Origin of the sequence: Paracoccus sanguinis (assembly GCF_900106665.1) — a bacterium.
Taxonomy (GTDB): domain Bacteria; phylum Pseudomonadota; class Alphaproteobacteria; order Rhodobacterales; family Rhodobacteraceae; genus Paracoccus; species Paracoccus panacisoli.
In genome coordinates, this window is sequence record NZ_FNNA01000010.1 from 1 (window position 1) to 24,255 (window position 24,255).

Annotated in this window: 21 protein-coding genes and 2 pseudogenes; 13 read left to right on the top strand and 10 right to left on the bottom strand. The window is 66.7% G+C overall.

The window, feature by feature from the left end; translation table 11 throughout:
• The first annotated feature begins 111 nt into the window (after positions 1-111).
• The gene (locus BLW17_RS16500) at positions 112-321 is read left to right on the top strand and encodes a helix-turn-helix domain-containing protein (RefSeq protein ID WP_036733484.1); all 210 of its coding nucleotides are present in this window, start codon (positions 112-114) and stop codon (positions 319-321) included.
• Positions 322-995: 674 nt separating this feature from the next.
• Here BLW17_RS16500 and BLW17_RS16505 read toward each other — a convergent pair.
• From BLW17_RS16505 to BLW17_RS16520, 4 genes are all read right to left on the bottom strand, one after another.
• Complete coding sequence (locus BLW17_RS16505) at positions 996-1,739, bottom strand: peptidoglycan-binding domain-containing protein (RefSeq protein WP_036733481.1); 744 nt, start codon at positions 1,737-1,739, stop codon at positions 996-998.
• A gap of 351 nt (positions 1,740-2,090) precedes the next feature.
• On the bottom strand, positions 2,091-2,498 hold the full coding sequence (locus BLW17_RS16510; RefSeq protein ID WP_036733478.1) for a hypothetical protein: 408 nt from the start codon (positions 2,496-2,498) through the stop codon (positions 2,091-2,093).
• Positions 2,495-2,983: a lysozyme inhibitor LprI family protein gene (locus BLW17_RS16515; RefSeq protein ID WP_036733475.1), complete on the bottom strand. Its 489-nt coding sequence runs from the start codon at positions 2,981-2,983 to the stop codon at positions 2,495-2,497. The genes BLW17_RS16510 and BLW17_RS16515 overlap by 4 nt, the downstream gene beginning before the upstream one ends.
• A complete protein-coding gene (locus tag BLW17_RS16520) occupies positions 2,980-3,444 on the bottom strand; it encodes a hypothetical protein (protein WP_036733472.1) in 465 nt (154 codons plus the stop codon). The genes BLW17_RS16515 and BLW17_RS16520 overlap by 4 nt, the downstream gene beginning before the upstream one ends.
• 219 nt (positions 3,445-3,663) lie before the next feature.
• Between BLW17_RS16520 and BLW17_RS16525 the strand changes: the two genes are divergently transcribed.
• The 3 genes and pseudogenes from BLW17_RS16525 to BLW17_RS17515 form a co-directional block, all read left to right on the top strand.
• Complete coding sequence (locus BLW17_RS16525; protein ID WP_074827059.1) at positions 3,664-3,891, top strand: AbrB/MazE/SpoVT family DNA-binding domain-containing protein; 228 nt, start codon at positions 3,664-3,666, stop codon at positions 3,889-3,891.
• A complete protein-coding gene (locus BLW17_RS16530; RefSeq protein ID WP_036733469.1) occupies positions 3,881-4,273 on the top strand; it encodes a PIN domain-containing protein in 393 nt (130 codons plus the stop codon). The genes BLW17_RS16525 and BLW17_RS16530 overlap by 11 nt, the downstream gene beginning before the upstream one ends.
• 19 nt (positions 4,274-4,292) lie before the next feature.
• Positions 4,293-4,518: pseudogene (locus BLW17_RS17515) on the top strand (integrase core domain-containing protein); the annotation flags it as partial.
• Positions 4,519-4,703: 185 nt separating this feature from the next.
• Here the strand turns inward: BLW17_RS17515 and BLW17_RS16540 are convergent.
• The 4 genes from BLW17_RS16540 to BLW17_RS16555 form a co-directional block, all read right to left on the bottom strand.
• On the bottom strand, positions 4,704-5,873 hold the full coding sequence (locus BLW17_RS16540) for a zinc-dependent alcohol dehydrogenase (protein ID WP_036733466.1): 1,170 nt from the start codon (positions 5,871-5,873) through the stop codon (positions 4,704-4,706).
• A 213-nt stretch (positions 5,874-6,086) separates the two neighbouring features.
• Positions 6,087-6,380: a putative quinol monooxygenase gene (locus BLW17_RS16545; RefSeq protein ID WP_036733497.1), complete on the bottom strand. Its 294-nt coding sequence runs from the start codon at positions 6,378-6,380 to the stop codon at positions 6,087-6,089.
• Between the two features lie 198 nt (positions 6,381-6,578).
• Positions 6,579-7,007 carry a type II toxin-antitoxin system VapC family toxin gene (locus BLW17_RS16550; protein ID WP_036733463.1) on the bottom strand — a complete coding sequence of 143 codons (429 nt, stop codon included), beginning with the start codon at positions 7,005-7,007 and terminating at the stop codon, positions 6,579-6,581.
• On the bottom strand, positions 7,004-7,225 hold the full coding sequence (locus tag BLW17_RS16555; RefSeq protein WP_036733460.1) for a type II toxin-antitoxin system Phd/YefM family antitoxin: 222 nt from the start codon (positions 7,223-7,225) through the stop codon (positions 7,004-7,006). The genes BLW17_RS16550 and BLW17_RS16555 overlap by 4 nt, the downstream gene beginning before the upstream one ends.
• Positions 7,226-7,633: 408 nt before the next feature.
• Here BLW17_RS16555 and BLW17_RS18860 point away from each other — a divergent pair, with 408 nt between their 5' ends.
• A complete protein-coding gene (locus tag BLW17_RS18860) occupies positions 7,634-7,768 on the top strand; it encodes a hypothetical protein (RefSeq protein ID WP_269429079.1) in 135 nt (44 codons plus the stop codon).
• 3 nt (positions 7,769-7,771) lie between these two features.
• On the opposite strand, the gene BLW17_RS16565 is transcribed toward BLW17_RS18860, so the two are convergent.
• Entirely contained in the window at positions 7,772-11,218 is a 3,447-nt protein-coding gene (locus BLW17_RS16565) for a class I SAM-dependent DNA methyltransferase (protein WP_036733454.1), read from the bottom strand.
• A gap of 313 nt (positions 11,219-11,531) precedes the next feature.
• Here BLW17_RS16565 and BLW17_RS17960 point away from each other — a divergent pair.
• A pseudogene (locus BLW17_RS17960) lies at positions 11,532-11,858 on the top strand (IS3 family transposase); the annotation flags it as partial.
• Between the two features lie 155 nt (positions 11,859-12,013).
• On the opposite strand, the gene BLW17_RS16575 reads toward BLW17_RS17960, so the two are convergent.
• Positions 12,014-12,787 carry a FadR/GntR family transcriptional regulator gene (locus BLW17_RS16575; protein ID WP_036733451.1) on the bottom strand — a complete coding sequence of 258 codons (774 nt, stop codon included), beginning with the start codon at positions 12,785-12,787 and terminating at the stop codon, positions 12,014-12,016.
• 674 nt (positions 12,788-13,461) lie between these two features.
• Between BLW17_RS16575 and aceE the strand changes: the two genes are divergently transcribed.
• The 7 genes from aceE to BLW17_RS16610 all read left to right on the top strand — a co-directional run bounded on the left by aceE (position 13,462) and on the right by BLW17_RS16610 (position 23,908).
• Positions 13,462-16,116 (top strand): pyruvate dehydrogenase (acetyl-transferring), homodimeric type, encoded by a 2,655-nt coding sequence (gene aceE / locus BLW17_RS16580; RefSeq protein WP_036733448.1) that lies wholly within the window; start codon positions 13,462-13,464, stop codon positions 16,114-16,116.
• A 21-nt stretch (positions 16,117-16,137) separates the two neighbouring features.
• Positions 16,138-17,376 carry a 2-oxo acid dehydrogenase subunit E2 gene (locus BLW17_RS16585; RefSeq protein WP_036733444.1) on the top strand — a complete coding sequence of 413 codons (1,239 nt, stop codon included), beginning with the start codon at positions 16,138-16,140 and terminating at the stop codon, positions 17,374-17,376.
• Between the two features lie 14 nt (positions 17,377-17,390).
• The gene (lpdA, locus tag BLW17_RS16590) at positions 17,391-19,163 is read left to right on the top strand and encodes a dihydrolipoyl dehydrogenase (RefSeq protein ID WP_036733440.1); all 1,773 of its coding nucleotides are present in this window, start codon (positions 17,391-17,393) and stop codon (positions 19,161-19,163) included.
• A 111-nt stretch (positions 19,164-19,274) separates the two neighbouring features.
• Complete coding sequence (locus BLW17_RS16595; protein WP_036733437.1) at positions 19,275-21,050, top strand: L-lactate permease; 1,776 nt, start codon at positions 19,275-19,277, stop codon at positions 21,048-21,050.
• Positions 21,051-21,060: 10 nt separating this feature from the next.
• Entirely contained in the window at positions 21,061-21,828 is a 768-nt protein-coding gene (locus BLW17_RS16600; protein ID WP_036733434.1) for a (Fe-S)-binding protein, read from the top strand.
• Between the two features lie 2 nt (positions 21,829-21,830).
• Positions 21,831-23,270, top strand: coding sequence for a lactate utilization protein B (locus BLW17_RS16605; protein ID WP_074827064.1), 1,440 nt, complete (start codon positions 21,831-21,833; stop codon positions 23,268-23,270).
• Positions 23,267-23,908 carry a LutC/YkgG family protein gene (locus BLW17_RS16610; protein ID WP_074827067.1) on the top strand — a complete coding sequence of 214 codons (642 nt, stop codon included), beginning with the start codon at positions 23,267-23,269 and terminating at the stop codon, positions 23,906-23,908. Before BLW17_RS16605 ends, BLW17_RS16610 begins: the two co-directional genes overlap by 4 nt.
• The last annotated feature ends 347 nt before the right edge of the window (positions 23,909-24,255 follow it).

Below are 24,255 nucleotides of genomic sequence, written 5' to 3' on the forward strand. Positions count from 1 at the left end.
CAGAGGTCGGCCGTCGGTTCCAGCATAGGGGGCTCCATCGGATGGGGCAGGGCGATCAATACACACCATAGTTGATAACATCAAAGTATGTGAAGCGCGATCCTGTCCGCCATGGACATGCGCGCCCTCGTCGGTCGGAACTTCGCACGCATCCGCCGCGAAAAGGGTCTCACCCAGGAGCAGGTCGAGGCCCGCTCGGGCTTCAGCCAGCAGTACCTCAGCGGCCTCGAGCGCGGGAAACGTAACCCGACCGTCATCACCCTCTACGAGCTGGCCCAGGCCTTGGGCGTCAGCCATCTGGAGCTCCTGGTGGAAAGGTAGGAAAATGGGTAGATTCTACGTGACTGGCGCAAGAAAGTCCGCAAGCACCGACTAGCGAGCTTGCCCGGACCGGTGCCGGGCGCAGCCCGTTCGCGGCGGTTGTACGCTGGCTAGGAGCCTCTCTACACTGACACCACAGTGGGGAGACGGATCTGTCTGTCAGGGTGCGCGCATTCGCGTCGACACATTATGGCCGAAGCGCTGCGATAAGCGCCTGCAAAATGTCCGTGTGACCACAGTCCCGCTGCTGCTGAAGTGCCGGCCTTGGTTCAGGACATGGGGTGCCTGATCGAGACGTACGCCCCCCAGAAAAGCGCGGAGCGAGGTGCCCTCCATGGCCAAAGTGCCGTCGCAGTTTTTGGATTTGACACCCCAAGTGCCCACACCGCGTCGCTGACTGTCCAGCTTCTCGCTGAGTCGGCGCCAATCAGCCGTTCGAGCCGCCGGGCGGAGCCGGCATGCCCTCTGCGCCCTCTCAGGCAACGGAATCACGCGCAGCCGCACCGGGCAACGGCCATCTCACAATATCTGAGGCCAAGCGGTTTTTTTCCCCGATCGGCGGCGCGAGAGCACATGCGGAGCCTGCTGCGGCTCGAGTCGCTGGAGATGCAGCTTCTTGGAGCAGCGCCGCGGCCGTCTTCCCGCCTAGTCCGGTGAGGGCACGGGGGAAGGCGTCAGCGGGTGGTCAAGCGCTGGAACTGGGCGCCGGTCAGATAGCCGGTCGACGACAGGTCGTTGGCGCGCTGCCAGTTGGCAATCGCCCGACGGGTACCGGGACCGAAGGTCCCGTCCACGCCGCGGGTGTCGAAGCCTCGCCGGGTCAGCCCGGCTTGCACCGCGCTGCGCTGCGCAATGCTCAACCCCAAGGCACGCTCGCTTTGGGCCGCGCTGCCGCCCCCGGCCGCTTCGGCCGCGGCCGCCGAACCGGCGGAGGGGACATCGCCGGTCGACCGGCCGCGCAGGATCTCGGTCGCCTGGGCACGGGTCAGGGTGCCCGTCTGGGCATAGTTCCGGTCACGCTGCCACAGGGCGATGGCCCGGCGGGTGCCGGGGCCGAAGCTGCCATCGGTACCCCCGGTGGAATACCCAAGGGCGTTCAGGCGCCGCTGCACCTCGACCCGGTCGGCCGCGGACAGCGACACCCCGCCCGAGCCCGCCGGGGTCGTGCCGCCCAGCCGCTCGACCCGGTCGCGGGCATGGCTGGCATAGGCGCCGTTCGGGAACTGGCGAAGATAACTCTGATAGGCGCTCAGCGTGTTGACGCTCTGCGCCTGCGCGAAGGCGGCGCGGTCCTGCTCCTGCTGCAGGTATTGCTTGGCGATGCCGCCGACGATGTCCTTGACCGTGTCGTCCGCATGGGCGGGCACGGCCATCGCCACCATCACCGTGGCGGCCTTGATAAACGAGCTGGGGGTCATGGCAGGATCCTGTCTCGAGTCGACGTTTGTCAGATTTCTGACGGCGCAACGCCCCGGGCGGCGGTTCGGGTTCCGTCTCTGTGCCCAAGTCAGCGCCCATACGGGCGCCGCAACTCTCGGTCGCGGAGCGTGCAGCAGATGCAGCCGTCGAGTATCTTGACCAGCGTCTCCTCGGTGCAGCAAGCTTGATGGCGCACAAGACCAACGCTCGTAACGCTCTCGTACAGGAGCGACTCCAGACTGAAATCTGTCGGTCGTGTCAAAAAATGGTCGTCCGGGGCACGTCCAAACCGGCGGATTCTGACGTAGTCAGAATTCCGGGACAAAACCCCGCCTACTTGGCTCGGTCGGTCATTCCACGCAATTTCCCTTGAATTGCAGCACACCACGCGGCGTCCTGCGCCGATAGTCGAATGCCAGATCGCCGAAGCGGACCGCAATCATTTCACCCCTGTCGAGGCTCTCATATTGGGTGACGCCGCCATCCAAATCCTGCGCGGTGACCTCAACCGGCGGCCCGTCCGACGACAGGCCCAGCCAGCCCGCCTCCGACACCAGCCGCGCGCCCTCGTCGCCGGTAGCGGTTTCGCAAACACCCTCGCGGCAGACCAGCGCGGCTGGGCAGGACAAAGTGTCCGCTGCCGCCAGCACAGGGAAGGCCAGCAGCAGAGGCAAAAGATAGGCCTTATGCAGGGGCCACGGCCGCCAACCGTGGTTGGTGGCCGGAAGAACCAGCAGAACGACGGTCCCGGCCCTCATCGGCCTCCACCGTTCCAGGATTCAATTCGCAGGGCCTGTCGCGCAGTCTCCCGCATCACGCAGGCCTCGGCCGCGATCAGGCCGCCTTCGCCGTGGGCGTAGTGTCGGGCCTCATAGGCGCAGACAGCGTCCCGGAACACCGGAAAGGCCGTGATCTCAGCTTCCAGCAGAGGCAGGTTCTCGGCGTAGCCGTCACGCACCCAGGCCATTAGCGCGGCCTGAGCGCGGTCAAGACGAACCTGCCACTGGGCGGTCGCTGCCTGGGTGCAGGCGGTCATCGAGCCGATCCGGTCCTCGGCCTTCTCCCTCTCGGCGTCCAGGCAGGCAAGATGCGCGAATTGGATGCAGTCCTCGCGCGCGCCATGCGTTTGCGCTGCGGCAAGGCAGGCTGGCAGAAGCTCGTCGTCGAAGGCAAGGGCGAGGGCCGGTAGCGGGGCCAGCAGCGCAGGGGCCAGTGACGCCGCGGCCAGCAGCAGGCGCGTCATTCCTCTCTCTCCACCGGAACGTAAGGCTCAAGCGTCAGGGCGGCGTGCGCGGTTTCCCGCATGAGACACTCCTCTCGCGCGACCTCCAGTGTCTCTCCGCCATCGGTGACGGTCAGGGCGTAAGCGCCGCACAAATCTGCCGCCCAGACCTGACGGGCGGCGAGACCGTCGGTCAGCATGTCAGGCGCCTTATGCTTTTCGCGCAGCCCGGCAAGGCCCGCGTCCTGCCGGGCCTGCCAATCGTCGTGCTCGGCCGCATAGCATCCCGCCATCCGCTGCGCGCTGTCGGTGCGCTCACTGTCGAGACAGACCTGCGCGCCAATTCCGATGCAGCCCGCCCGCGCCGCTTCGCCCTCCATGTGGTAAAGACAGGCAGCGAGAAAGCGCGGGTCGTAATCCGCCTCCTCGGCTAAGGCCGGAACCGCCGCAATGGTGATCAGGGCAATGGTCCAGTGCCACATAGCGGTGTCCCAACGCGTCAGTTCGCTCAACGTCCGCCAAGACTGCCGTGCGCGCAAGCGCGATCTTACGCTCCTCCCACAACAGCTGGGGTCCGGGGTTTTCACCGATACCGACCGCTTGAAGTTGCCCGTTGAACGTCGACTGGTCATTACGCTTGAGTAAGGCGAGAGGGATGGATATGTATATACCGTCTGTATATCCATCCGAAAGACCGCCCGATGCAGGTTGCAAAATGGGGAAACTCGCTGGCGGTTCGACTGCCCGCTGGACTGGTCCGTGAAATGGGCCTCAAGGAAGGCGACCGGGTCGAGCTGACGCCTGCCGAGGGTCATCTGATCGTGCGACGCCAACCTACGCCGGCTGAGCTCCTGGATGGGTTGCGTCGCTTCCGCGGCAGGCTGCCCGCTGCGGACCGCCTGTGCCGTGACGCGGCGAATGAGCGCTGATTTCCTCGATACAAACGTCATTCTCTATCTGCTGGACGATGGCCCCAAGGCAGACCGCGCCGCCGAAGTCGTCGCCAGCGGCGGGACGATCAGTGTGCAGGTGCTGAACGAGACGCTGGCCAACTGCATCCGCAAGGCCCGCATGAGCTGGCACGAAGCCGCCGAGTTTCTCGCCGAAGTTCAAGCGGTGTGTCCGGTATGCGATCTGACGGCCGAGGTGCATCGCGTTGGCTTGGCCTTGGGTGCACGTTACGGGTTTTCTGTTTATGATGCGATGATCGTAGCGGCCGCACTGGTGAACGGCTGCGACCGACTGCTGAGCGAGGACATGCAGGACGGCATGCTGGTCGAAGGCAGGCTCCGCATCATCGATCCTTTCTAAGTTTAGGCGCCGGGCCACCGTCAGCGACAACGGAACCGAGTTCACCAGCAAGGCCATCCTGAAATGGGCCAACGCGAACTGGCCCTCTGGCGTTACGACTACAACAACGTCAGGCCCCATTCCTCGCTGGGCAACAAGACCCCGTCCGACGCGCGCCGAGCGCTTGAGCAATCTGAGGACTCCGCGCCCGGCGCGCTTGCCACACCGAAACCAACCAATATCAACCCCAAGGACTCTCGTTATGAACGAGGGACGACCGGGGGGCAGGTCAAAGGCAATGTCCTACAAACGGTATCCGTTTGGCGCTGCATGGATGCCGACCTGGTCGGCGGGGCAGGTGAGCTCATCGATGGCAGATGGCAGCACGGTCGAGTCCGACGCCAACCGCGACAAGCGGAGGACGCCGGGTGACCTGGTCAGGAGCGAGACCTCAGGGTGTCATTACGCACTTGACACATTCCGAACGTTTGTCCCGGAAGGACTCGTAAAAGCCGGGACCGTCCTCGAGCGTGCCACGATGGGTGATGATGACGCTGGGATCGATCTCGCCCGCCTTGATCCGCTTTAGCAGGCGGTCCATGTAGGCGCGGGTGTTGGTCTGCCCGCCCCGCAGCATCAGGCCCTTGCCGAAGGCGGCGCCGATGGGAAACTTGTCCACCAGTCCTGCATAGACGCCAGGGATCGATACAGCCCCGCCCTTGCGGCAGCACATGATCGCATCGCGCAGTGCGTTCGGCCGGTCGGTTTCCATCATCAACGTCGTCTTTACCCTGTCATAAACATTACCGATGACCGACGCGCCATGTGCCTCCATCCCGACGGCGTCAACGCAGCGATTTGGGAGCTTTCCGCCCGTCAGTTCCATCAGGCTCGCATAGCTGTCCTGTTCGGACAGGTCGATCGTCTCGGCACCCGCTTCGCGCGCCAGCGCCAGCCGACCCTTTTCGAAGTCCAGCGAGAAGACGCGCTCCGCCCCCAGCATCAGCGCCGAGCGGACGGCGAACTGGCCCACCGGCCCCGCGCCCCAGACCGCCACAATATCGCCCGGACCGGTGCCGATCTGTTCGACCGCCTGGTAGCCGGTCGGGAAGATGTCGGTCAGGAAAAGCACCTTTTCGTCGGGCAGGCTTTCGGGAACGGCCAGCAGCCCCACGTCGGCGTGCGGCACACGGACCAGTTCGGCTTGGCCGCCGGCGTATCCGCCGAAAAGATGCGAATAGCCGAACATCCCCCCACCCGACTGGCCATAAAGCTTTTCCACCTTTTCGTGATCAGGGTTCGTGTTCTCGCACAACGAGAAGGCATCGACACGGCAGAAATCGCAGTTGCCACAGGCGATGTTGAAGGGCACCAAGACCCGGTCGCCAACCTTGTGCTTGCCGACGCCGCTGCCCACCGCGACGATCTCGCCCATGAATTCATGGCCCAAGATGTCGCCCTTGCGCATCTCGGGCACGAAGCCGTCGTACAGATGCAGGTCGGATCCGCAGATCGCGGTCGAAGTGACCCGGATCACGACGTCGGTCGTTTCCTCGATGGTCGGGTCATCGACAGTGTCGACCTGGACCTTGCCGGTCCCTTGAAAAGTGAGGGCGCGCATAGGCTTTCTCCTGCTTGACTAAGGTACAATGCCGCGTGGGCACCCGCAGCTCCGCTAATATTTGTGTGGCTTTCTGAAAGCTCCCCCTTCAGATTCCAGGGTCAGACCCCATAAATTGTCTTGAGGCAGCTCGACAGCACGCACATCACGGCACAGCGTACGGCAGCGATCTGCCGTACGCCCAAGACCGACGGAATGGTGCCGAGCACTCTGCTATTTAGCTGCCAGCAGGGTGATCTTATGGATCTGCGGCGGTTCGGAAAACAGCTCATCCGCCTTGTCCATCAGTGCGGCGGCAACCTTTCCGTCAAGATGCGCCTGCCGATCTTCCTCTGTGTCGAACGTATCGAAGATCGCGTACGCACCGGGGCCTTCCTGGATCGCATACCAGGTCAGGGTACCGGGCTCGGCTTGAACGAGCGGTAGCGCCGAGGTGAGAAAATCGGCGACATCGCTTTCTTTTCCGGCCTTGGCCTTCAGTGGCACGTACAGCGCAAGTTTGGCCACGATCAACTCCTCAAGGTAAACGAAAAGATATCATCTGGAAAAATAAACAGGCGAGAGGGTCAAACGTTCCCGGCTCAGGACTCACAACCAGAACATGACGGTTGCAGCGGCCATCCATCGAGATCCGCGTGCCGACGCGGCCCTGTCCAAGCCTGCCCGCAACCGGCGAAGTCCCAAGGTGGGCGCGACCCAGCCTTGTCAGGCGGGCGAGGGCAGGGCCGCCGCATCCCAGATCCGGCCGTGCCATTCCGGGGAGCCGCCGAGAGCATCGAACGCCGCGTCCTTGGAGATCAGGGGACAAGCCAAGGCGATGGCGGTTGCCGCGATCATCCGGTCGAACGGGTCCCGGTGGCTCCACTGCATCGCCCCTGCCAGAAACGCGATCTCGGCCGTGTAGGGCGCGATCTCGGTGCCCTGCGCGCGCCAGAGCGGCAGAAGCTTGCCGATGACGGGATCAAGCTCCGGCCACTTCCCGAGCCGATGCTTCTGCGTGATCTCGTAGAAGCTGATCGGGGCGACATAGGCCACGTCCGCCGCCTCGATCACGTCCCGGGCCGTGGCACTCAGTTCCGAGGACATGACCAGGCTCCAGATGAGGGTATGGGTGTCGAGCAGGACCGCTCTCACTCCCAATCCCTCAGCTCGTTCTCGGACATGGGAGCGAGGAAATCCGGCACCCTGCTGACCAGTCCATCGCCGATTCCGATGCGCACGGTGGGCCGATGGACCGAAACCAGCCGCACGGCCGGCTGGCCGCCGCGCGCGATGATGACGTCCTCGCCCTTTTCGGCCGCGGCGATCAATTCCGACAGCTTTGCCTTCGCCTCTGCGATGTTCATCTGCATGGGGCACCTCCTGAGCTGAAAACAAGATAGTCTTGGACTTGGTTTTGGTCCATAGACCTGTGCTTGTCTCGGTCAAGGGGGAAAGAGTAAACGTCTCACAGGTGTTGAACCTGAACGAAGGTGAACCCTTTGGCGTATACCTTGGGCGCGGCTGCGAAAGCGTCGGGAAAGTCGAAGGCGACGATCTCGAAAGCCATGAAATCCGGGCGCCTCTCCGCGCTCAAGGATGAGACTGGCGTGTATCGGATCGCGCCTTCGGAGTTGCACCGGGGTATACCCCCTCAACGTTGACGGGAACCACGACCGAACCCCCCGAACACCCGAGGAAACCCCGACAAAGGGCCGTCCGTCAGGGAGTTGCAGGTGCGCCTTGAGGCGGCGCATGAGCGTCTGTCCGACAAGGAGGCCATGATCGCCAACCTGCGCGAGGACCGCTGGCGGCAGCCGGCAACCGCGTTGCTGGCCGACCAGCGGTCCGCGCCTGCGCCCGATCAGCCGCCTGCGCAGCCGCGCAGGGGCTTCTGGAAGCGGCTGTTCGGCTGAGGCTCAGGCCGCGAACCGCCCGCCTTCGATGAGGCGGGCTTGACCCAAGGCGCTGAGGCTTTCCAGCAGGGGCATCACCGACGCCGCGCGGGCGCGCTTGAACTGGCGCGCAACCTGTTCGGGCGTGGCCTCGCCCATGTCCGACAGGACGGCGCGGACGGCGGCGATCTGTTCGGGCAGGGCCTTGGGCCACAGCGCCTTGTCGGCGGCCTCGGCCGCCGCGCCCACGTCCAGTTCGACCTGCTGGCCCTTGGCGGCGGCAATGCGGCCTGCGGGGTTCTGATAGTCGGGGCGCAGCCAGCGGACCAGGCCCGCCGCTTCCTCGGCGGCGCGGGCGCGGTTCAGATCGACCAGGCGCGTCAGGATGGCCTCGTCGTCCAGGTCGGCGGGCCAGCGATAGGCGTCGGCCACGGCGGCGTCGATGCGGTCGTGGATGTCCCGCAGGATGCCCACAAGGCCCGCGTCATAGGTTTCCCGGTCGCGCCCTTCGATCCGTTCGCCGGCGCGCAACTTTTCCAGCACGTTGTAGAGGGCCGTCAGGGTCAGCCGGGGATGCGCGGCCTGCTGAGCCTTGCGATGCGCGTCCAGTTCCTCGCCCAAGGCGCGCAGGCGGGTCTTCTGGGCCTCGGTGGCATCTGGGAAGGGGAAGGGGTCGAAGCAAAGCGACTTGTTGTAGCGCGGGCGATCCTCCAGCGTGCCGCCTGCCTTCAAGGCCCAGGCAACATGGATGCGGCTGGACAGCACCGCCAGCGCGGCTGCGTCGTCCAGGCCGATGGCGATCAGCATGTTGTCCGGCAGGGTGTCATGGCCAAGAAACTGGAAGAAACGATGCTTGGCCGTTTCCACCGTGGCGATGTAGCGGGGCAAGCCTTCCAAGGCCGGACGCAACTGCGGGCGAGGCTTTCCATGCAGCCACCAAAGTCGGGCATATTGCGCGCTGTCGGGTGAAGTCGCGGCCTTTGCATCCCTTTCGGGCCGCACACGATCAGATAGCCACTGATAAACGGCGGGAAACCGGGTCCGCACCTCGGCCTCGGACAGGCCGAACAGGTCGATCACCATGACGCCGCGTGGCCTAGCGGTCAGGTCGCGGCCGTTGCGGTAGGTGCGGATATGCGCCTCCAGCCCCGGAACGGTGCCCAGGCCAAGCGCCCGCGCCTCGGCCGGGGTGACGATGAAGCCCGCACCGTGCAGCTTCATTCCTGGTGATGAGATGCCATCATTCGCCCGCAGCGGCCTTGCCCCGGCCACATCCGCGCCGATCCGCAGGTTGGCGTGGATCTTGCCCACCTGCCCGGACAGGGTGACGGGCCGCCCCTCGGCCTCGCGCTCGCCCCGGCGTTCGTCCGTGACGGTGAACAGCCGCCCCGGCGATGATCCGGCCGCTGCCACGGTCATGGCGATCCGCACCGCCGCGCCGTCGCCCGCATCGACCCAAGGGTGATCGGGGATGGCGAAGGCCAGCGACAGGGGTTTCTTCGGGTCGGCCAGATGCGGTTCCAGCACCTGCCGGTTAAAGGTCTGGCGCAGCGAATTGGTGGTGATGAAGCCAAGGCGCCGGGTCTTGCCCGCCCGCACGGCCAAGGCCGCCTTTTCCCACCAGAACATCACGAAATCGGCGCTTTCGGGCATCTTGGGATAGGCCGCGCGCAAGGCCTCGGCATAGCCGTCGCCCAGGGCCTCGCGCATCCGCGATGCGCCGATGAAGGGCGGGTTGCCGACGATGAACTCGGCCTCGGGCCATTTGGCCGGGCGCGGCTTGAGGTAATCCAGAACCTGCACCCGCGCGGCCGGATCGGGCACCTGTTCGCCCGTGACCGGGTGGCGGATGGTGGACACCCCGTCCCAGCGGGTCACGGGGCGCCCCGCCCCGTCCAGCCGGGGGCGGGTGCCGTCCCAGGCCAGCACGGCGTCGCGGTTCTCGATATTGCGGAAGTCGCGCAGGACCGGCTCGGCCGGGCTGGCATTGCCGTGGGTGCGGAAATGCCATTGCAGGTAGCCGATCCACAGCACCAGCTCGGCCACGGCGGCGGCCCAGGGGTTCACCTCGATGCCCAGGAACTGGTGCGGGTCGACGGTGTGGCCTGCCAGCGCCAGCGCGCCCTGATCCTCGCCCAGCTCGCGCAGCAGGGCGATCACCTCGCCTTCCAGGCGCTTCATCAGTTCAAGCGCGACATACAGGAAGTTTCCCGACCCGCAGGCCGGGTCCAGCACCCGCACCTCGCACAGGCGCCGGTGGAAGTCGCGCACGGTCGCGCGGGCCTCGTCCAGCTTGTCCTGGCCTGCCAGCGTGACGGCCGCGGCCTGGATGTCGCGCCATTCGGCCCGCAGCGGCTCGATCACCGTGGGGTTCACCAGCCGTTCGACATAGGCGCGGGGGGTGTAGTGCGCGCCCAGCTTGTGGCGCTGGCGCGTATCCAGCGCGCGTTCCAGCAGGGTGCCGAAGATCGCCGGCTCGACCTCGCGCCAGTCGTGGGACGCGGCCTGGATCAGCAGGCCAAGCTGCATGGCGGACAAGGGCAGGGCGGTTGCCTCCCGAAACAGGCCACCGTTGAACCGCTTGAGGTCGCAGGACAGCGCCGGGCAAAAGCCGCCGGTGTTCATCGTCTGCCACAGGCTTTCCAGCATAGGGGCGGCGTGTTCGGGATGGCCGCGCCTGTCCTGGAGCAGCTTCGAGAAGGCCCCCTCGGGGATCAGTTGCACGTCCTCGGCGAACATGGTGAACAGGGCGCGCATCAGGAAGCGCGCCACCGCCTCGGGGGCATGGCCCTGCGCCTCGAAGGACCGCCCCAGTTCGGCCAGATGCTCGGCCACCTGCCGCGTGACCTGGGCGCTGACGCGGGTCGGGTCGAGGCTGTGCGGATCGGTCCAGATGGCTTGCAGGCGGGCAAGGGTCGCCTCGTCGCGCAGGTCGTCCAGCGTGATCCGGTAGCGGTTGCCGTCCGGGAACTGCGTGTAGCCCTGCCCCTGGCCCGAGAAGTCGGCATAGACCTCGATCACATGGCCCACGTCCACGATCAGCAGGAACGGGGGCCAGCCGTCCTCGCGCGCCACGGCGCGGGCATAGCCGTCGGCCTGGTTGCGGGCGCGCAGCATGGTGTCGTCCCACTGGCGGGAGCCGCGCCTGCCATGCCCCTGGCGCTGCACGGCCGGGACGCCGCCCAGCAGGTCGAGCTGGCTTTCCTCGGGCGCGGCGCCTGTGCCCTGCTTGGCTTCCATGACGAAGCAGCCGCGCCGGTAGAGGTCGATGAAGCCGCGCGACTGCGTGCCGGTATGAATGAAGGTCACGGGCCGCTCGAAGCGGTAGTCGTCGTTCTGCGCATCCGCCGTCGCGGGCTTGGGGGCCGGAACGTCCAAGAGCTGCGTCAGCTCGATGGCGAACTGCTGGAAATTGGCCCGCTCGCTGCCACCCGAGGCCGTCCAGCGGGCAATGAAATCATCGACGTTCAAGATCGGTCCTGCCTGTTTCGGGCCACTCAAGCCGATTTCCGGCGGCTATTCCATGGCCTGTCCCTTTCGCTTTCGTTCTGATCCCCGATCACCAGCGCAGCTAAGGTCAGGTGCGGGCCTTGCCGCCCGGCCAACGACCCGCGGCGACGCCGGAGAGGGAAAGCCAGGCCCTGAAGGCTTGCTGGAAGTGCGGCACCTCTGGAAACGGACGCTCGACGAGGATGCCGCAAATCTGACGCAGAACTGCCGCAGCCCCGGAGGACCTCTGGGGGTATGAACCAGCAGTGTTTATTTCCCGCCTAACACACCCACCATCCGGGACCTGATGCTCGAGGCCGTCGAGCGACGGTTCGGCACATACCGTGCGCCTGCGGTCATCGACATGCTGTCCGACAACGGCTCGCATCGCGAGGGATACGCAGATCTTCGCCCGCCAGCTCGGCCTGAAGCCCTGCTTCACCCCGGTGCGAAGCCCGCAGAGCAACGGCATCTCGACAGGTAACGCCGCTGCCCGATGCACGGACCGTTCCCGAATTGATCGGAGCCTGGATCAAACGACGACAACGAACACCACCCGCACTCAGGGCTGAAGATGCGCTCACCCCGCGAGTTCATCGCAGCTCGAACCGCAACCGCCTGAATGTCCGGCGAAACGGGGGCAAGACCAGCATTGATGAAGGCTGCCCAGACCATCATCAATGCCAGGTTCTGCCGATCATACCGATCCTGGCACGCTTCTGCGGCCTGTGTCCCATTTCGGCGCCGTCACCGTGCCACTAGCCGCTTCCCCTCCCGTCACTCCGCCGAGTTGAGCCGCATCCGGGCACGGCGTTCGCGGCGTTGCAGTTCCCGGCCAAGGCGGATCGACTGCTCGACGAAATCCAGGTGATCGCGGGCAGCCTTGTCGGCCCGGGCGGCGTCGCCCGCCTCGATCGCCGCGATGATTTCGAGGTGCTGGTCCAGCAGCTTGCGGCCGGTGCCGTCGATGCTGCGCAGCAGGTCGCGGTTGTAGAAGATGCCCCGCCTGGTCAGGTCGAAGACCGAGGCCATCATGTGGATCAGCGTCGTATTGTGGCTGGCGTCCACGACCGCGCTGTGCAGCCGGAAATCGGCCTCCTGCTCGGCCTCGCGGTCCTGAGCGTCCCAGGCGACCCGAAGCTCGTCCCGGATCGCGGCCAGGCGTTCCTTGTCGGCCGCGGTCGCGCGTTGGGCGGCGAGGCGGGTCGCGAATGCCTCCTGCTCGCGGCGGTATTCCAGATAATCGTGGAACGCCTCGCCATGGCGCGCGTAAAGGGCCAGCATGGCGGGCGACATCGCCCGTCCCGTGAGTTCCGCGATATAGGTGCCGTCGCCGTGGCGGACCGTGACGAGATTGCGGCTTTCGAGAATCTGCAGGGCCTCGCGCAGCTTCGGGCGCGAGACGTGGAAGGCGTCGGCCATCTCGCGTTCTGACGGCAGGCGGGCGCCGCCCCTCAGCACCCCGTCCACGATCATCGTCTCGATCTTGTCCACTACCATCTGGACCACCGATTCGTGGTCGATGGGTTCAAAGACATCCACTGCGATCATGGTCGGCACTCCTCGACCGCGCGGCGCCAGCGGTCGGCAATATTATTTACCCCCGATGGAACGGTTTCAAGGCGACACGCATACAATGCAAGCAATTGTTATAAATTGTTTTCATGGAAACGCGCTCTGCGCTCAATGGCCTCCCGCAGCGTGGTAAATTAAAATATTTACTTTCAACATAGGATAATAATATAAACCTCTTGCGGCAGACGATTGCCGCCCGCCGGGAGGGGCGGTCAGAGGGAGCGGGAGGATGCCGATCATACCCAGCAGGACGCCTGTGCCTTGCCGAGGCGCGGCTTCACGGGCCGGGCCTGCGCAAGCCTCGAGGCTGGCTGCACGCGGCCCCGGACCGCACCGCCTGCCCGACGGGGCCTGACCGATCGCGTCGTCGCCATGATCCCCGGTGGGCGAGGCGCGGATCAACGGGACGGACCATCCGGAAGTCGTTCTGCGCACGGAAAGTCTCTGTGCAGGTCAAGACCATGTTTCGGTAAAAGGACGGCGCGGAATGGCCGGAACCATCATCGGTCTGGCCGTCCCATACCCAAGCCCCATACCCAAGGGCGCCCTTCAGGGATCGGCCGCCGCTGCGCGCGCTGCAAGGCGCGCCTTGTCCCCGTCCACGCCAACCTTCGCATACCTCCGATAGTGCTTCAGCCAAGGGAAACATGATGAAAGATCAGGCTTCTGACATCGACCCCATCGAATCGCAGGAATGGCAGGACGCGATCGCCGACGTGATCGAGCGCGACGGCGCGAACCGCGCGCATTTCCTGCTGGACAAGGCAGTGCAGCAGGCCCGCGCGGCCGGCGCCAACCTGCCATTCTCGGCTACGACGCCCTATCAGAACACGATCCCGGTGGACGACCAGCACGAGTTCCCCGGCGATCTGGAGATGGAATGGCGCATCCGCACCATCAACCGCTGGAACGCCATGGCGACCGTCGTGCGACGCAACAAGGAATCCAGCGAATACGGCGGGCACATCGCCTCCTACGCCTCGTCGGCGGTGATGTATGACGTGGGCCTCAACCACTTCTGGCGCGCGCAGTCGGAGATTCACGGGGGCGACCTGGTGTTCTTCCAGGGCCATGTGATCCCCGGCATCTACGCGCGGTCCTTCATGGAAGGCCGGATCACCGAGGAGCAGTTGCTGAACTTCCGCTCCGAGGTGGGCGGGGGCGGGCTTTCGTCCTATCCGCATCCCTGGCTGATGCCGGACTACTGGCAGTTCCCGACCGTCTCGATGGGCCTCGGGCCGCTGATGGCGATCTACCAGGCGCGGTTCATGAAATACATGCACAACCGGGGCCTGATCGACATGGCCGACCGCAAGGTCTGGTGCTTTCTCGGCGACGGCGAGATGGACGAGCCCGAAAGCCGCGGCGCCATCGATCTGGCCTCGCGCGAGAAGCTGGACAACCTGATCTTCGTCATCAACTGCAACCTGCAGCGGCTGGACGGGCCGGTCCGCGGCAATGGCAAGATCGTGCAGGAGCTGGAGGGCGATTTCCGGGGCGCGGGCTGGAACGTCATCAAGCTGCTCTGGGGCAAGGGCTGGGACCAGCTGCTGGAGAGGGACACCACCGGCCGTCTGCGGCAACTGATGGACGAGACCGTGGATGGCGACTACCAGACCTTCAAGTCGAAGGACGGCGCCTACATCCGCAAGCATTTCTTCGGCAAGTATCCCGAAACCGCGGCGCTGGTCGAGGACTGGACCGACGACCAGATCTGGGCGCTGAGCCGCGGCGGCCACGACCCCGAAAAGGTCTACACCGCCTTCCGCAAGGCCATCGAGACGAAGAACCAGCCGACCTGCCTGCTGATCAAGACCATCAAGGGCTATGGCATGGGTTCGGCTGGCGAGGGCCAGAACATCACCCACCAGCAGAAGAAGATGGCCGAGGAGCAGTTGCGCGCCTTCCGCGACCGCTTCAGGATCCCGGTCTCGGACGAGGATCTGCCCAAGGCGCCGTTCGTCGCGCTGAACACCGCGCAGAAGGCCTATCTGGCCGACCGCCGCAAGGCCCTTGGCGGGGACTTCCCCAAGCGCAACTCGCAGGCGCCGAAGCTGGAGATCCCCCCGTTGGAGGCGTTCCAGGCGCAGCTGACCGGCACAGGCGAGCGCGAGATCTCGACCACCATGGCGTTCGTGCGGATACTGACCACGCTGATCCGCGACAAGAACCTGGGCAAGCATGTCGTGCCGATCGTGCCGGACGAAAGCCGCACCTTCGGGATGGAGGGGCTGTTCCGCTCGATCGGGATCTACAACCCCGAAGGGCAGCTCTACACGCCCGAGGACCGTGAGCAGATGTCCTATTACCGGGAGTCGGTGGACGGACAGGTGCTGCAGGAAGGCATCAACGAGGCCGGCGCCATGGCCGACTGGATCGCGGCGGCCACGTCCTATTCCAACCACGGCGTGCCGATGATCCCCTTCTTCATCTACTATTCGATGTTCGGCTTCCAGCGGGTGGGCGATCTTGCCTGGGCCGCTGGCGACAGCCGCGCCCGCGGCTTCATGCTGGGGGGCACGGCGGGCCGCACGACCCTGAACGGCGAGGGGCTGCAGCACGAGGACGGCCACAGCCACATCCTGGCCGGCACCATCCCCAACTGCATCAGCTACGACCCGACCTTCCAGCACGAGGTGGCGGTCATCGTCCATCACGGGCTCACGCGGATGTTCCAGGATCAGGAGGATGTGTATTTCTACCTGACCCTGATGAACGAGAACTACAGCCACCCCGACATGCCCGACGGCGTCGAGGACGGCATCATCCGCGGCCTCTACCGCTTCCGCGAGGCCGCCCAGCCGGCAGAGCGGCACGTGAACCTGATGGGCTCGGGCACCATCCTGGTGCAGGCGATCAAGGCCGCCGACATGCTGGAAGCCGATTTCGGCGTCACTGCCGACATCTGGTCGGCCACCAGCTTCAACGAACTGGCCCGCGACGGCCAGGACGCGGCGCGGTGGAACCGGCTCAACCCGCTTAAGGCGCCGCGCGTGCCCTATGTCACGCAGGCGCTGTCAGGGGCGAAGGGCCCCTTCATCGCCGCCACCGACTACATGAAGAACTATGCCGAACAGATCCGCGCCTTCGTGCCGGGCCGCTACACGGTGCTGGGGACGGACGGCTTTGGCCGCTCGGACAGCCGCGTGAACCTGCGCCGCTTCTTCGAGGTGGACGCCAACCACATCGCGGCGGCGGCGATGGTCGATCTGTTCCGCGAGGGCGCGATCGACGAGGCCACGCTGCGGCACGCACTGAGCAGATACGACATCGACGGCGGCAAGCCCAACCCCCGGCTGGTCTGATCGGGAACGAGGAGGAACCACATGGCAATCGAAGTGAACGTTCCCGACATCGGCGACTTCAAGGATGTCCCGGTCATCGGCATCCTCGTGAATGTCGGCGACAGCATCGCCGTCGAGGACCCGCTGATCGAGCTCGAATCCGACAAGGCGACGATGGAGGTGCCAAGCCCCGTCGCAGGCCGGATCGCCGCGATTTCGGTCAACGTGGGCGACAGGGTGTCCGAAGGCGCGCTGATCCTGACCGTCGAGGCCGAAGGAGTGACGGCCGCTGACGCCCCGGCGCAGGACGCGCCCAAGCAGAACATCCCGGACCGGCCCGCCCCGGCGGGGGGCGCCATCACCGACAGCGGTTTCGGCAAGGCCCATGCCTCGCCCTCGGTGCGCGCCTTCGCCCGCCAGTTGGGGGTCGACCTCGGCAGGATCAACGGCAGCGGCCGCAAGGGCCGCATCCTGCGCGAGGACGTGGCCGCCGCGCTGAAGGCCAGCGCCGCCCCCGTGGCGGCGGCCCCCACGCAGGGCGGCATGGGCATCCCGCCGATCCCGGTGGTGGACTTCTCGAAGTTCGGCCCCGTCGAGGACGTCGAGATGCCGCGCATCAAGAAGCTGTCCGGCCCCGCGCTGCACCGGTCCTGGCTGAACGTCCCCCACGTCACCCACAACGAGGACGCCGACATCACCGAGATCGACCGCTACCGCAAGGAGCTGGACGACGAGGCGAAGAAGGACGGATACCGCGTCACGCTTTTGTCCTTCGTCATCAAGGCTAGCGTCTCGGCCCTGCGGAAACACTGGGAGTTCAACTCGTCGATCCATCCCGACGGCGACAAGCTGATCCGCAAGTCCTACTACAACATCGGCTTTGCCGCCGACACGCCAAACGGCCTGGTCGTGCCGGTCATCAAGGACGCCGACCGTAAGGGGATCATCGAGATCTCCAGGGAACTGGGAGAGCTGAGCGCCAAGGCCCGCGCGGGCGAGCTGAAGTCGCAGGACATGCAGGGCGCGACCTTCACCATCTCGTCCCTGGGGGGCATCGGCGGCACGTCCTTCACGCCGATCGTCAACGCGCCCGAGGTCGCGATCCTGGGCCTGACCCGGTCGCGGATGGCCCCCGTCTGGGACGGCGCGCAGTTCGTGGCGCGCAACATGCTGCCGATGTCGCTGAGCTACGACCATCGCGCGGTGGACGGGGCGCTGGCCGCCCGCTTCGCCGCGACGCTGCGGCACCTGCTCGGCGATGTGCGCCGGATCATGCTGTAAGGGAGGGCGACGCCATGGAAGTCAAGGTTCCCGATATTGGCGATTTCAAGGACGTGCCGGTCATCAGCATCCTCGTGGCCGTGGGCGATGAGGTGGCCGAGGAACAACCGCTGATCGAGCTTGAGTCCGACAAGGCGACGATGGAGGTGCCCTCTCCCGCCGCCGGCCGGATCGCGGCAATTGCGGTTAAGCCGGGCGACAGGGTGTCGGAAGGCGCGCTGATCCTGAGGTTGGAGGAGGCTGCGGGCGCCGCCACGGGCGAGGTCGAGCCGCGCAACACCGACAGCGGCTATGGCGGACGCGGCGGTCCGACTGACGCCCCGGCCGGGCCGCAGCCCGCCCCGGCGGCAGTCCCCGCCTCCGCGCGCGGCGACATCCATGCCGAGGTCGTGGTGCTCGGCTCGGGTCCCGGCGGCTACACCGCCGCCTTCCGGGCCGCAGATCTCGGCAAGAAGGTCGTGCTGATCGAGCGTAACCCGACCCTCGGTGGCGTCTGTCTCAACGTCGGCTGCATTCCCTCAAAGGCGCTGCTGCACGCCGCCAAGGTCATCACCGAGGCCGAAGAGATGGCCGGCCACGGCATCGCCTTCGACACGCCCGTGGTGGACCTCGACAAGCTGCGCGGCTGGAAGGACTCGGTTGTCAAGCAACTGACCGGCGGCCTGTCCGGGCTGGCCAAGGGCCGCAAGGTGCAGGTGGTGACGGGCAGCGGCCGCTTCACCGGCCCGAACATGATCGAGGTCGAACGGGACGGGGCGAAAACATCGGTCAGCTTCGACCAGTGCATCATCGCCGCCGGGTCGGAACCCGTGACGCTGCCCTTCATCCCGCATGACGACCCCCGCGTGATTGATTCCACCGGCGCGCTGGAACTGGACGGCATCCCCGAACGGATGCTGGTGCTGGGCGGCGGCATCATCGGGCTGGAGATGGCCTGCGTCTATGACGCGCTCGGCACCCGCATCACGGTGGTCGAGCTGATGGACCAGATCATCCCCGGCGCCGACAAGGACATCGTCAAGCCCCTGCACAAACGCAGCGAGGGACGGTATGAAAAGATCCTGCTGAAGACCAGGGTCACGGACGTGAAGGCGGGCGACGATGGCCTGACCGTCACCTTCGAGGACGAGAAGGGCGCGACCACGACCGACACGTTCGACCGCCTTCTGGTCGCGGTCGGGCGTCGCCCTAACGGCAAGCTGATCGGGGCCGAGGCGGCGGGCGTCGCAGTCGACGAGCGCGGCTTCATCGCCGTGGACAGCCAGCAGCGCACCAACGTGCCGCACATCTTCGCCATCGGCGACGTCGTGGGTCAGCCGATGCTGGCGCACAAGGCGGTGCACGAGGGCAAGGTCGCGGCCGAGGTCGCGGCGGGGCAAAACCGCCATTTCGACGCCCGCGTGATCCCCTCGGTCGCCTACACCGACCCCGAGGTCGCCTGGGTCGGCGTCACCGAGGCGCAGGCCAAGGCCGAGGGCCGCAAGATCGGCAAGGGGGTGTTCCCCTGGGCCGCCTCGGGGCGGTCGCTGTCCTTGGGCCGGTCGGAAGGCATCACCAAGGTCATCTTCGACGAGGCCGACGATCGGGTGATCGGCGCGTGCATCGTCGGGCCGAACGCGGGCGACCTGATCGCCGAGGTGGCGCTGGCGATCGAGATGGGCGCCGACGCGGTGGACCTGGGCCATACCATCCACCCCCACCCGACGCTGAGCGAGACGGTCAACTTCGCCGCCGAGATGTTCGAGGGCACGATCACCGACCTGATCCCGCCGAAGAAGCGGCACTGAGCCGGGCGCGCCCGTATCCCGGTTTTCTGAAAGCCCGGCACGGGGAGGTCGCGCCGGGGACCACTGGAGCAACAAGACGGCGGGGCTGTCCCCGTGATCCGAGGAGGAAAGATGACTGGTTTCCTGATATTCATCCTGGCCCTGCTGCCGATCGCGACAGTGTTCCTGTTGCTGGTGGTGCTGGAACGCTCGGCCAAGCTTTCGATGTTCGTGGCGTACCTAGTTACGGCGGCAACGGCCCTTCTGGTTTGGGGCACCGACCTGAACAAGGTTCTGGGGGCCACCGCCAACGGGGCCATCACCGCGATCAGCCTTCTCTACATCATCTTCGGCGCGATCCTGCTGCTGTTCACGCTTGAGGAAAGCGGCGGCATCCGGTCCATCCGCAGCGGCTTCACCAGCATCTCGCCCGACCGGCGCGTGCAGGCCATCATCATCGCCTGGCTGTTCGGCTCGCTGATCGAGGGCGCGTCGGGTTTCGGCACTCCCGCCGCCATCGCCGCGCCCCTGCTGGTCGCGATCGGCTTTCCCGCCATGGCCGCGGTTCTCGTGACGCTGATCATTCAAAGCACGCCGGTGTCCTTCGGCGCGGTCGGCACGCCGATCCTCGTCGGCGTCAACACCGGCCTCGGCGGCCAGGAGATCGTCGAGTCGACCATCGCGCCGATGGCCTACAGCGACTATCTGCTGGAGATCGCCGTCAAGGTCGCCACCATCCACGGCCTCGTGGGCTTCCTGATCCCGCTGATGCTGGTCGGGATGCTGACGCGCTTCTTCGGATCCAACCGCTCGTTCATCGAAGGCTTCCGCATCTGGAAATTCGCGCTGTTCGCGGGCCTCGCCTTCACCATCCCCTACTGGATCATCGCCAACATCCTGGGGCCGGAGTTCCCGTCGCTTCTGGGCGGCATCATCGGCCTGCTGATCGTCGTTCCGGCGGCGCGGGCGGGCTTCCTGATGCCGAAGGAGGTCTTCGACTTCCCGCCCCGCACCCAATGGGACGACGCCTGGGTTGGCAAGCTGGACGACCTTGAGGATCACCACGCCAGCCGTCCGGTGATGCCGCTGCTGAAGGCATGGGCGCCCTATCTGCTGGTCGTGGTGCTCTTGGTGCTGACCCGCGCGGTCGGACCGGTCAAGGCATGGCTCACTTCGCCCGAAGTGACGGTGGCGCTGGACAACCTGTTCGCCTCGGGCATCAACGCGCGGGTGCAGGTTCTGTATCTGCCCGGCACGGTGCTGATCCTTGCGTCGATTTTCGCCTTCTTCCTGCACGGGATGAGCGGGCGGGACTATGGCCGGGCGCTGCGGTCCTCGGGTTCGACCATGATCGCCGCCGCGCCCGCGCTGCTGCTGGCGGTGCCGATGGTGCAGGTGTTCATCAACTCGGCCTCGGACAGCCTGCCCAGCATGCCGATCGTCCTGGCCGAGGGCGTGTCGGCGGCGGTGGGTCAGGCATGGCCCATGTTCGCGCCGCTGATCGGGGCGATGGGCGCCTTTGTCGCCGGGTCGAACACGATCAGCAACATGATGTTCTCGCTGTTCCAGTTCTCGACCGCCGAGCAGATCGGCCTGGGCGCGGCGGGCGCGGGCACCGTGGTGGCGCTGCAGGCCATCGGGGGGGCCGCGGGCAACATGATCTGCGTGCACAACGTGGTCGCCGCCTCGGCCACGGTGGGCCTCGTCAACCGCGAGGGCGAGATCATCCGCATGACCCTGATCCCGATGACCTACTACATCGTCCAGGGCGGGTTCATCGGGCTTGCGCTGCTGGCCGGGGGATTCAACATGTGGTGGATCGCGGCGGCGGTCTGGGCGGCGGCCGTGCTGCTGTTCATGTCGCGGAACCGGGGGCGCGCGTCCAACCCCGTCGCCGTGCGAAGCTGAGGTAGGTAAAATGTCCGCAAAGCCCAGTCCCCGCGTCGGCCTGTTCGTCACCTGCCTTGTCGATGCCATCCGGCCCGGGATCGGCTTTGCGGCCATCCAGCTGCTGGAGGAAGCGGGCTGCCGGGTCGAGGTGCCGCAGGCCCAGACCTGCTGCGGCCAGCCGGCGTTGAACAGCGGCGATGACAAGGACGCGGCGGACCTTGCGCGCCGGACCATCGCCGCCTTCGAGGGCCATGACTATGTCGTGCTGCCCTCGGGGTCCTGCGCCGGGACGATGGTGCACGCCTATCCCGAACTGCTGGCGGGCGACCCGGAATGGGCCGCCCGCGCCCGCGACTTTGCCGCCCGGACCCACGAGATCACCAGCTTCCTGGTAGATGTCATGGGCTACCGCCCCCAGGGCCGCCGTCTTGACGCGACGGCGACCTATCACGACAGCTGCGCGGGCCTTCGCGAACTCGGCATCGCCGCGCAGCCGCGCGCGCTTCTCGCCTCGGTCGAAGGGCTCGAGATGCGGGGGCTTGAGGGCAACGACGTCTGCTGCGGCTTCGGCGGCACCTTCTGCGTGAAATATTCCTCCATCTCGAACGCCATCGTCACCGAAAAGGCCGAGGCGGTCGAGCGCACCGGGGCCGACCTGCTGCTGTCGGGCGACCTCGGCTGCCTGATGAACATGGCGGGCAAGCTGCACCGGCGCGGCGCGAAGACCCGCTGCTTCCACACCATCGAGGTTCTGGCCGGCCGCGCGGGCGGCCCCGCCATCGGCGAGGAGGGCTGAGCATGAACGCCCCGCAGCAAGGCTTCAAGGAACGCGCCGACGCCGAACTGAAGAACGCGGTCCTGAAGATCGCCATCGACCGGACCACCGGCAACGCCGAGCGCAAGCGCGCCGTCGCGGTCGCCGCCTTTCCCGAGTTTGAGGCCGCCCGCGCACGGGGCCGCGCCATCAAGGACCATGTCATCGCCCATCTCGACCACTATCTCGAGATGTTCGAACGGAACGCCACCGCCGCGGGCGCGACCGTCCACTGGGCCAGTGATGACGCCGAGGCCCGCGCCATCATCACCCGCATCTGCCTTGAGGCCGACGCGAAGCTTGTCACCCGCGCGAAATCCATGCTGGGCGAAGAGATCGGCCTGCCGCATGCGCTGGCCGACGCCGGGATCGAGCGGGTCGAGACGGACCTGGCCGAGCACATCATCCAGCTTGCGGGCGAACGGCCGTCGCATATCGTCTGGCCAGCCATGCACCGCACCCGCGAGCAGGTGGCCATCCTGTTCAAGGAAGCCCATCATCCCCCGCCCGCCGCCGATGATCCGGCAACCATGGTGCAAAGCGCCCGGCGCGAGCTGCGGGCCAAGTTCCTGGGCGCCGACATCGGCATCTCGGGGGCGAACTTCCTGGTCGCCGACACCGGCGCCACCTGCACCGTCACCAACGAGGGCAACGCCGAGCTGACCACCACGCCGCCCCGCATCCACATCGTGACGGCGGGGATCGAGAAGCTGGTGCCATCCACCGCCCACGCCTTCGCGCTGCTGCGGCTGCTGGTGCGGTCGGCCACGGGTGGCGAGATGACGCAGTACACCACCTTCCACTGCGGCCCGAAACGCCCCGGCGACGCCGACGGCCCCGAGGAGATGCACATCGTCCTGGTGGACAACGGCCGCACGCGGATGCTGGCCGACGAGTTCCGTCCCATGCTGCGCTGCATCCGCTGCGGGGCCTGCATGAACCATTGCGTGGTCTATCGCCAGATCGGCGGGCACGCCTATGGCGGGACCTATCCCGGTCCCATGGGCGCGGTGCTGACGCCGGTTCTGGACGGGCTCGCGCAATCCCGCGACCTGCCCCATGCCTGCACCATGAACGGCCGCTGCGCCGAGGTCTGCCCGGTCGAGATCCCCCTGCCCACGCTGCTGCGGGCCTGGCGCATGCGCAGTTGGCGCGAGCGGCTGGAGCCCCGGTCCGTCCGCGCGGCCCTTGGCCTCTGGGCCATGGCGGCGCGGCGGCCGTGGCTTTACCGCCTGGGCAGCCGCATCGGCGTGCGGGCGCTGCGGCTGTTCGGGCGGCGCGGCTGGATCGGCAGCCTGCCCCTGGTCGGCGGCTGGACCGCCTACCGCGACCTGCCGCGCCCCCCGGGCCGCACCTTCATGGAACAGTATCGCGCCGGACAGGCCGGGCGGGCCGGGCAGTCGGGGCGGGAGGCGCGGAAATGAGCGCGCGCGACCGCATCCTTGCCGCCATCCGCGCCGCCCGCCCGGCGCCCCTTCCACCCGCCGAGGCCATCGCCGCCGAGGCCGCCGCCCTGCTGGATGCGCCCGAAAGCGTCCGCCCCCGGCCTGTCGAAGCGGTGCTGGCGGCGGAGTTTGTGCGGAAAGCCTCGGCCCTCGGGACGAGTTTCGACCATCTGCCCGACAGGGCGGCGATCCCCTTGGCCGTCAAACGCTATCTGGACACACATGGCCTGCCGCCGGCGCTGGCGCTGCAGCCGGCCCCGGCGCTTGCCGCTCTGGACTGGACGGGCATAGACACCCGCGACACCGTCGCGCCTGACCAGGCGGCCGCCTTGGGGCTTGCCCTCTGGGGCATCGCCGAGACCGGGTCGCTGGTCATCCACTCCGGGGCGGATGCGCCGATCCTGCTGTCCTTCCTGCCGCTGCACCACATCGTCGTGCTCGAGGAACGCAGCCTGCTGCCGCATCTCGAAGACTATGCGGCGCGCATGGCGGGACAGCCCCAGCCCCGCAACGCCATCCTCATCACCGGCCCCAGCGGCACCACCGACATCGAGGGCAGCTATGTCCGGGGGGCGCACGGCCCCGGATTTCTGCATATCCTCATGATCGGCGGCTGAGGCCGGTCCCGCCCGTCATGCGCATCCCGGACCATCCCGCGTCCGGGCTGCCCCGTCATCGCCGATCCGACTGGAGCTCACGAACATGACCCAGCGATCCCCGACTGACCTCAAGGCGGACCCCGCGCCTGTCGAACCCGTCCGGCCTTCCTTGACGCGCTTCGCGCAACCGTGGGGCCGCGCCACGTCCGGACCCGGCCGCAGGACACCGAGCGCTTCCGCATGGATACCGCCCCGGTGGATGCGAGGCCAAGGCGGTCGTCCGCCCCGGCTAACTGCTGAACTGTGGCAGGTGCTGCAGCTTTGCGTGAGGGCGGGACGGATCGTGATCGCGTAGGAGGCCAACA

What these genes read in the sequence shown, in the direction of transcription:
- BLW17_RS16610 (WP_074827067.1), top strand. Translation starts at nt 23,267, where the DNA reads ATGAGCGCGCGCGACCGCATCCTTGCCGCCATCCGCGCCGCCCGCCCG.
- BLW17_RS16540 (WP_036733466.1), bottom strand. Translation starts at nt 5,873, where the DNA reads ATGCGCGCCCTCACTTTTCAAGGGACCGGCAAGGTCCAGGTCGACACT.
- BLW17_RS16595 (WP_036733437.1), top strand. Translation starts at nt 19,275, where the DNA reads ATGACTGGTTTCCTGATATTCATCCTGGCCCTGCTGCCGATCGCGACA.
- BLW17_RS16605 (WP_074827064.1), top strand. Translation starts at nt 21,831, where the DNA reads ATGAACGCCCCGCAGCAAGGCTTCAAGGAACGCGCCGACGCCGAACTG.
- aceE (WP_036733448.1), top strand. Translation starts at nt 13,462, where the DNA reads ATGAAAGATCAGGCTTCTGACATCGACCCCATCGAATCGCAGGAATGG.
- BLW17_RS16525 (WP_074827059.1), top strand. Translation starts at nt 3,664, where the DNA reads ATGCAGGTTGCAAAATGGGGAAACTCGCTGGCGGTTCGACTGCCCGCT.
- BLW17_RS16530 (WP_036733469.1), top strand. Translation starts at nt 3,881, where the DNA reads ATGAGCGCTGATTTCCTCGATACAAACGTCATTCTCTATCTGCTGGAC.
- BLW17_RS16515 (WP_036733475.1), bottom strand. Translation starts at nt 2,983, where the DNA reads ATGACGCGCCTGCTGCTGGCCGCGGCGTCACTGGCCCCTGCGCTGCTG.
- BLW17_RS16510 (WP_036733478.1), bottom strand. Translation starts at nt 2,498, where the DNA reads ATGAGGGCCGGGACCGTCGTTCTGCTGGTTCTTCCGGCCACCAACCAC.
- BLW17_RS16500 (WP_036733484.1), top strand. Translation starts at nt 112, where the DNA reads ATGGACATGCGCGCCCTCGTCGGTCGGAACTTCGCACGCATCCGCCGC.
- BLW17_RS16575 (WP_036733451.1), bottom strand. Translation starts at nt 12,787, where the DNA reads ATGATCGCAGTGGATGTCTTTGAACCCATCGACCACGAATCGGTGGTC.
- BLW17_RS16520 (WP_036733472.1), bottom strand. Translation starts at nt 3,444, where the DNA reads ATGTGGCACTGGACCATTGCCCTGATCACCATTGCGGCGGTTCCGGCC.
- BLW17_RS16600 (WP_036733434.1), top strand. Translation starts at nt 21,061, where the DNA reads ATGTCCGCAAAGCCCAGTCCCCGCGTCGGCCTGTTCGTCACCTGCCTT.
- lpdA (WP_036733440.1), top strand. Translation starts at nt 17,391, where the DNA reads ATGGAAGTCAAGGTTCCCGATATTGGCGATTTCAAGGACGTGCCGGTC.
- BLW17_RS16585 (WP_036733444.1), top strand. Translation starts at nt 16,138, where the DNA reads ATGGCAATCGAAGTGAACGTTCCCGACATCGGCGACTTCAAGGATGTC.
- BLW17_RS18860 (WP_269429079.1), top strand. Translation starts at nt 7,634, where the DNA reads ATGATCGCCAACCTGCGCGAGGACCGCTGGCGGCAGCCGGCAACCGCG.
- BLW17_RS16505 (WP_036733481.1), bottom strand. Translation starts at nt 1,739, where the DNA reads ATGACCCCCAGCTCGTTTATCAAGGCCGCCACGGTGATGGTGGCGATG.
- BLW17_RS16555 (WP_036733460.1), bottom strand. Translation starts at nt 7,225, where the DNA reads ATGCAGATGAACATCGCAGAGGCGAAGGCAAAGCTGTCGGAATTGATC.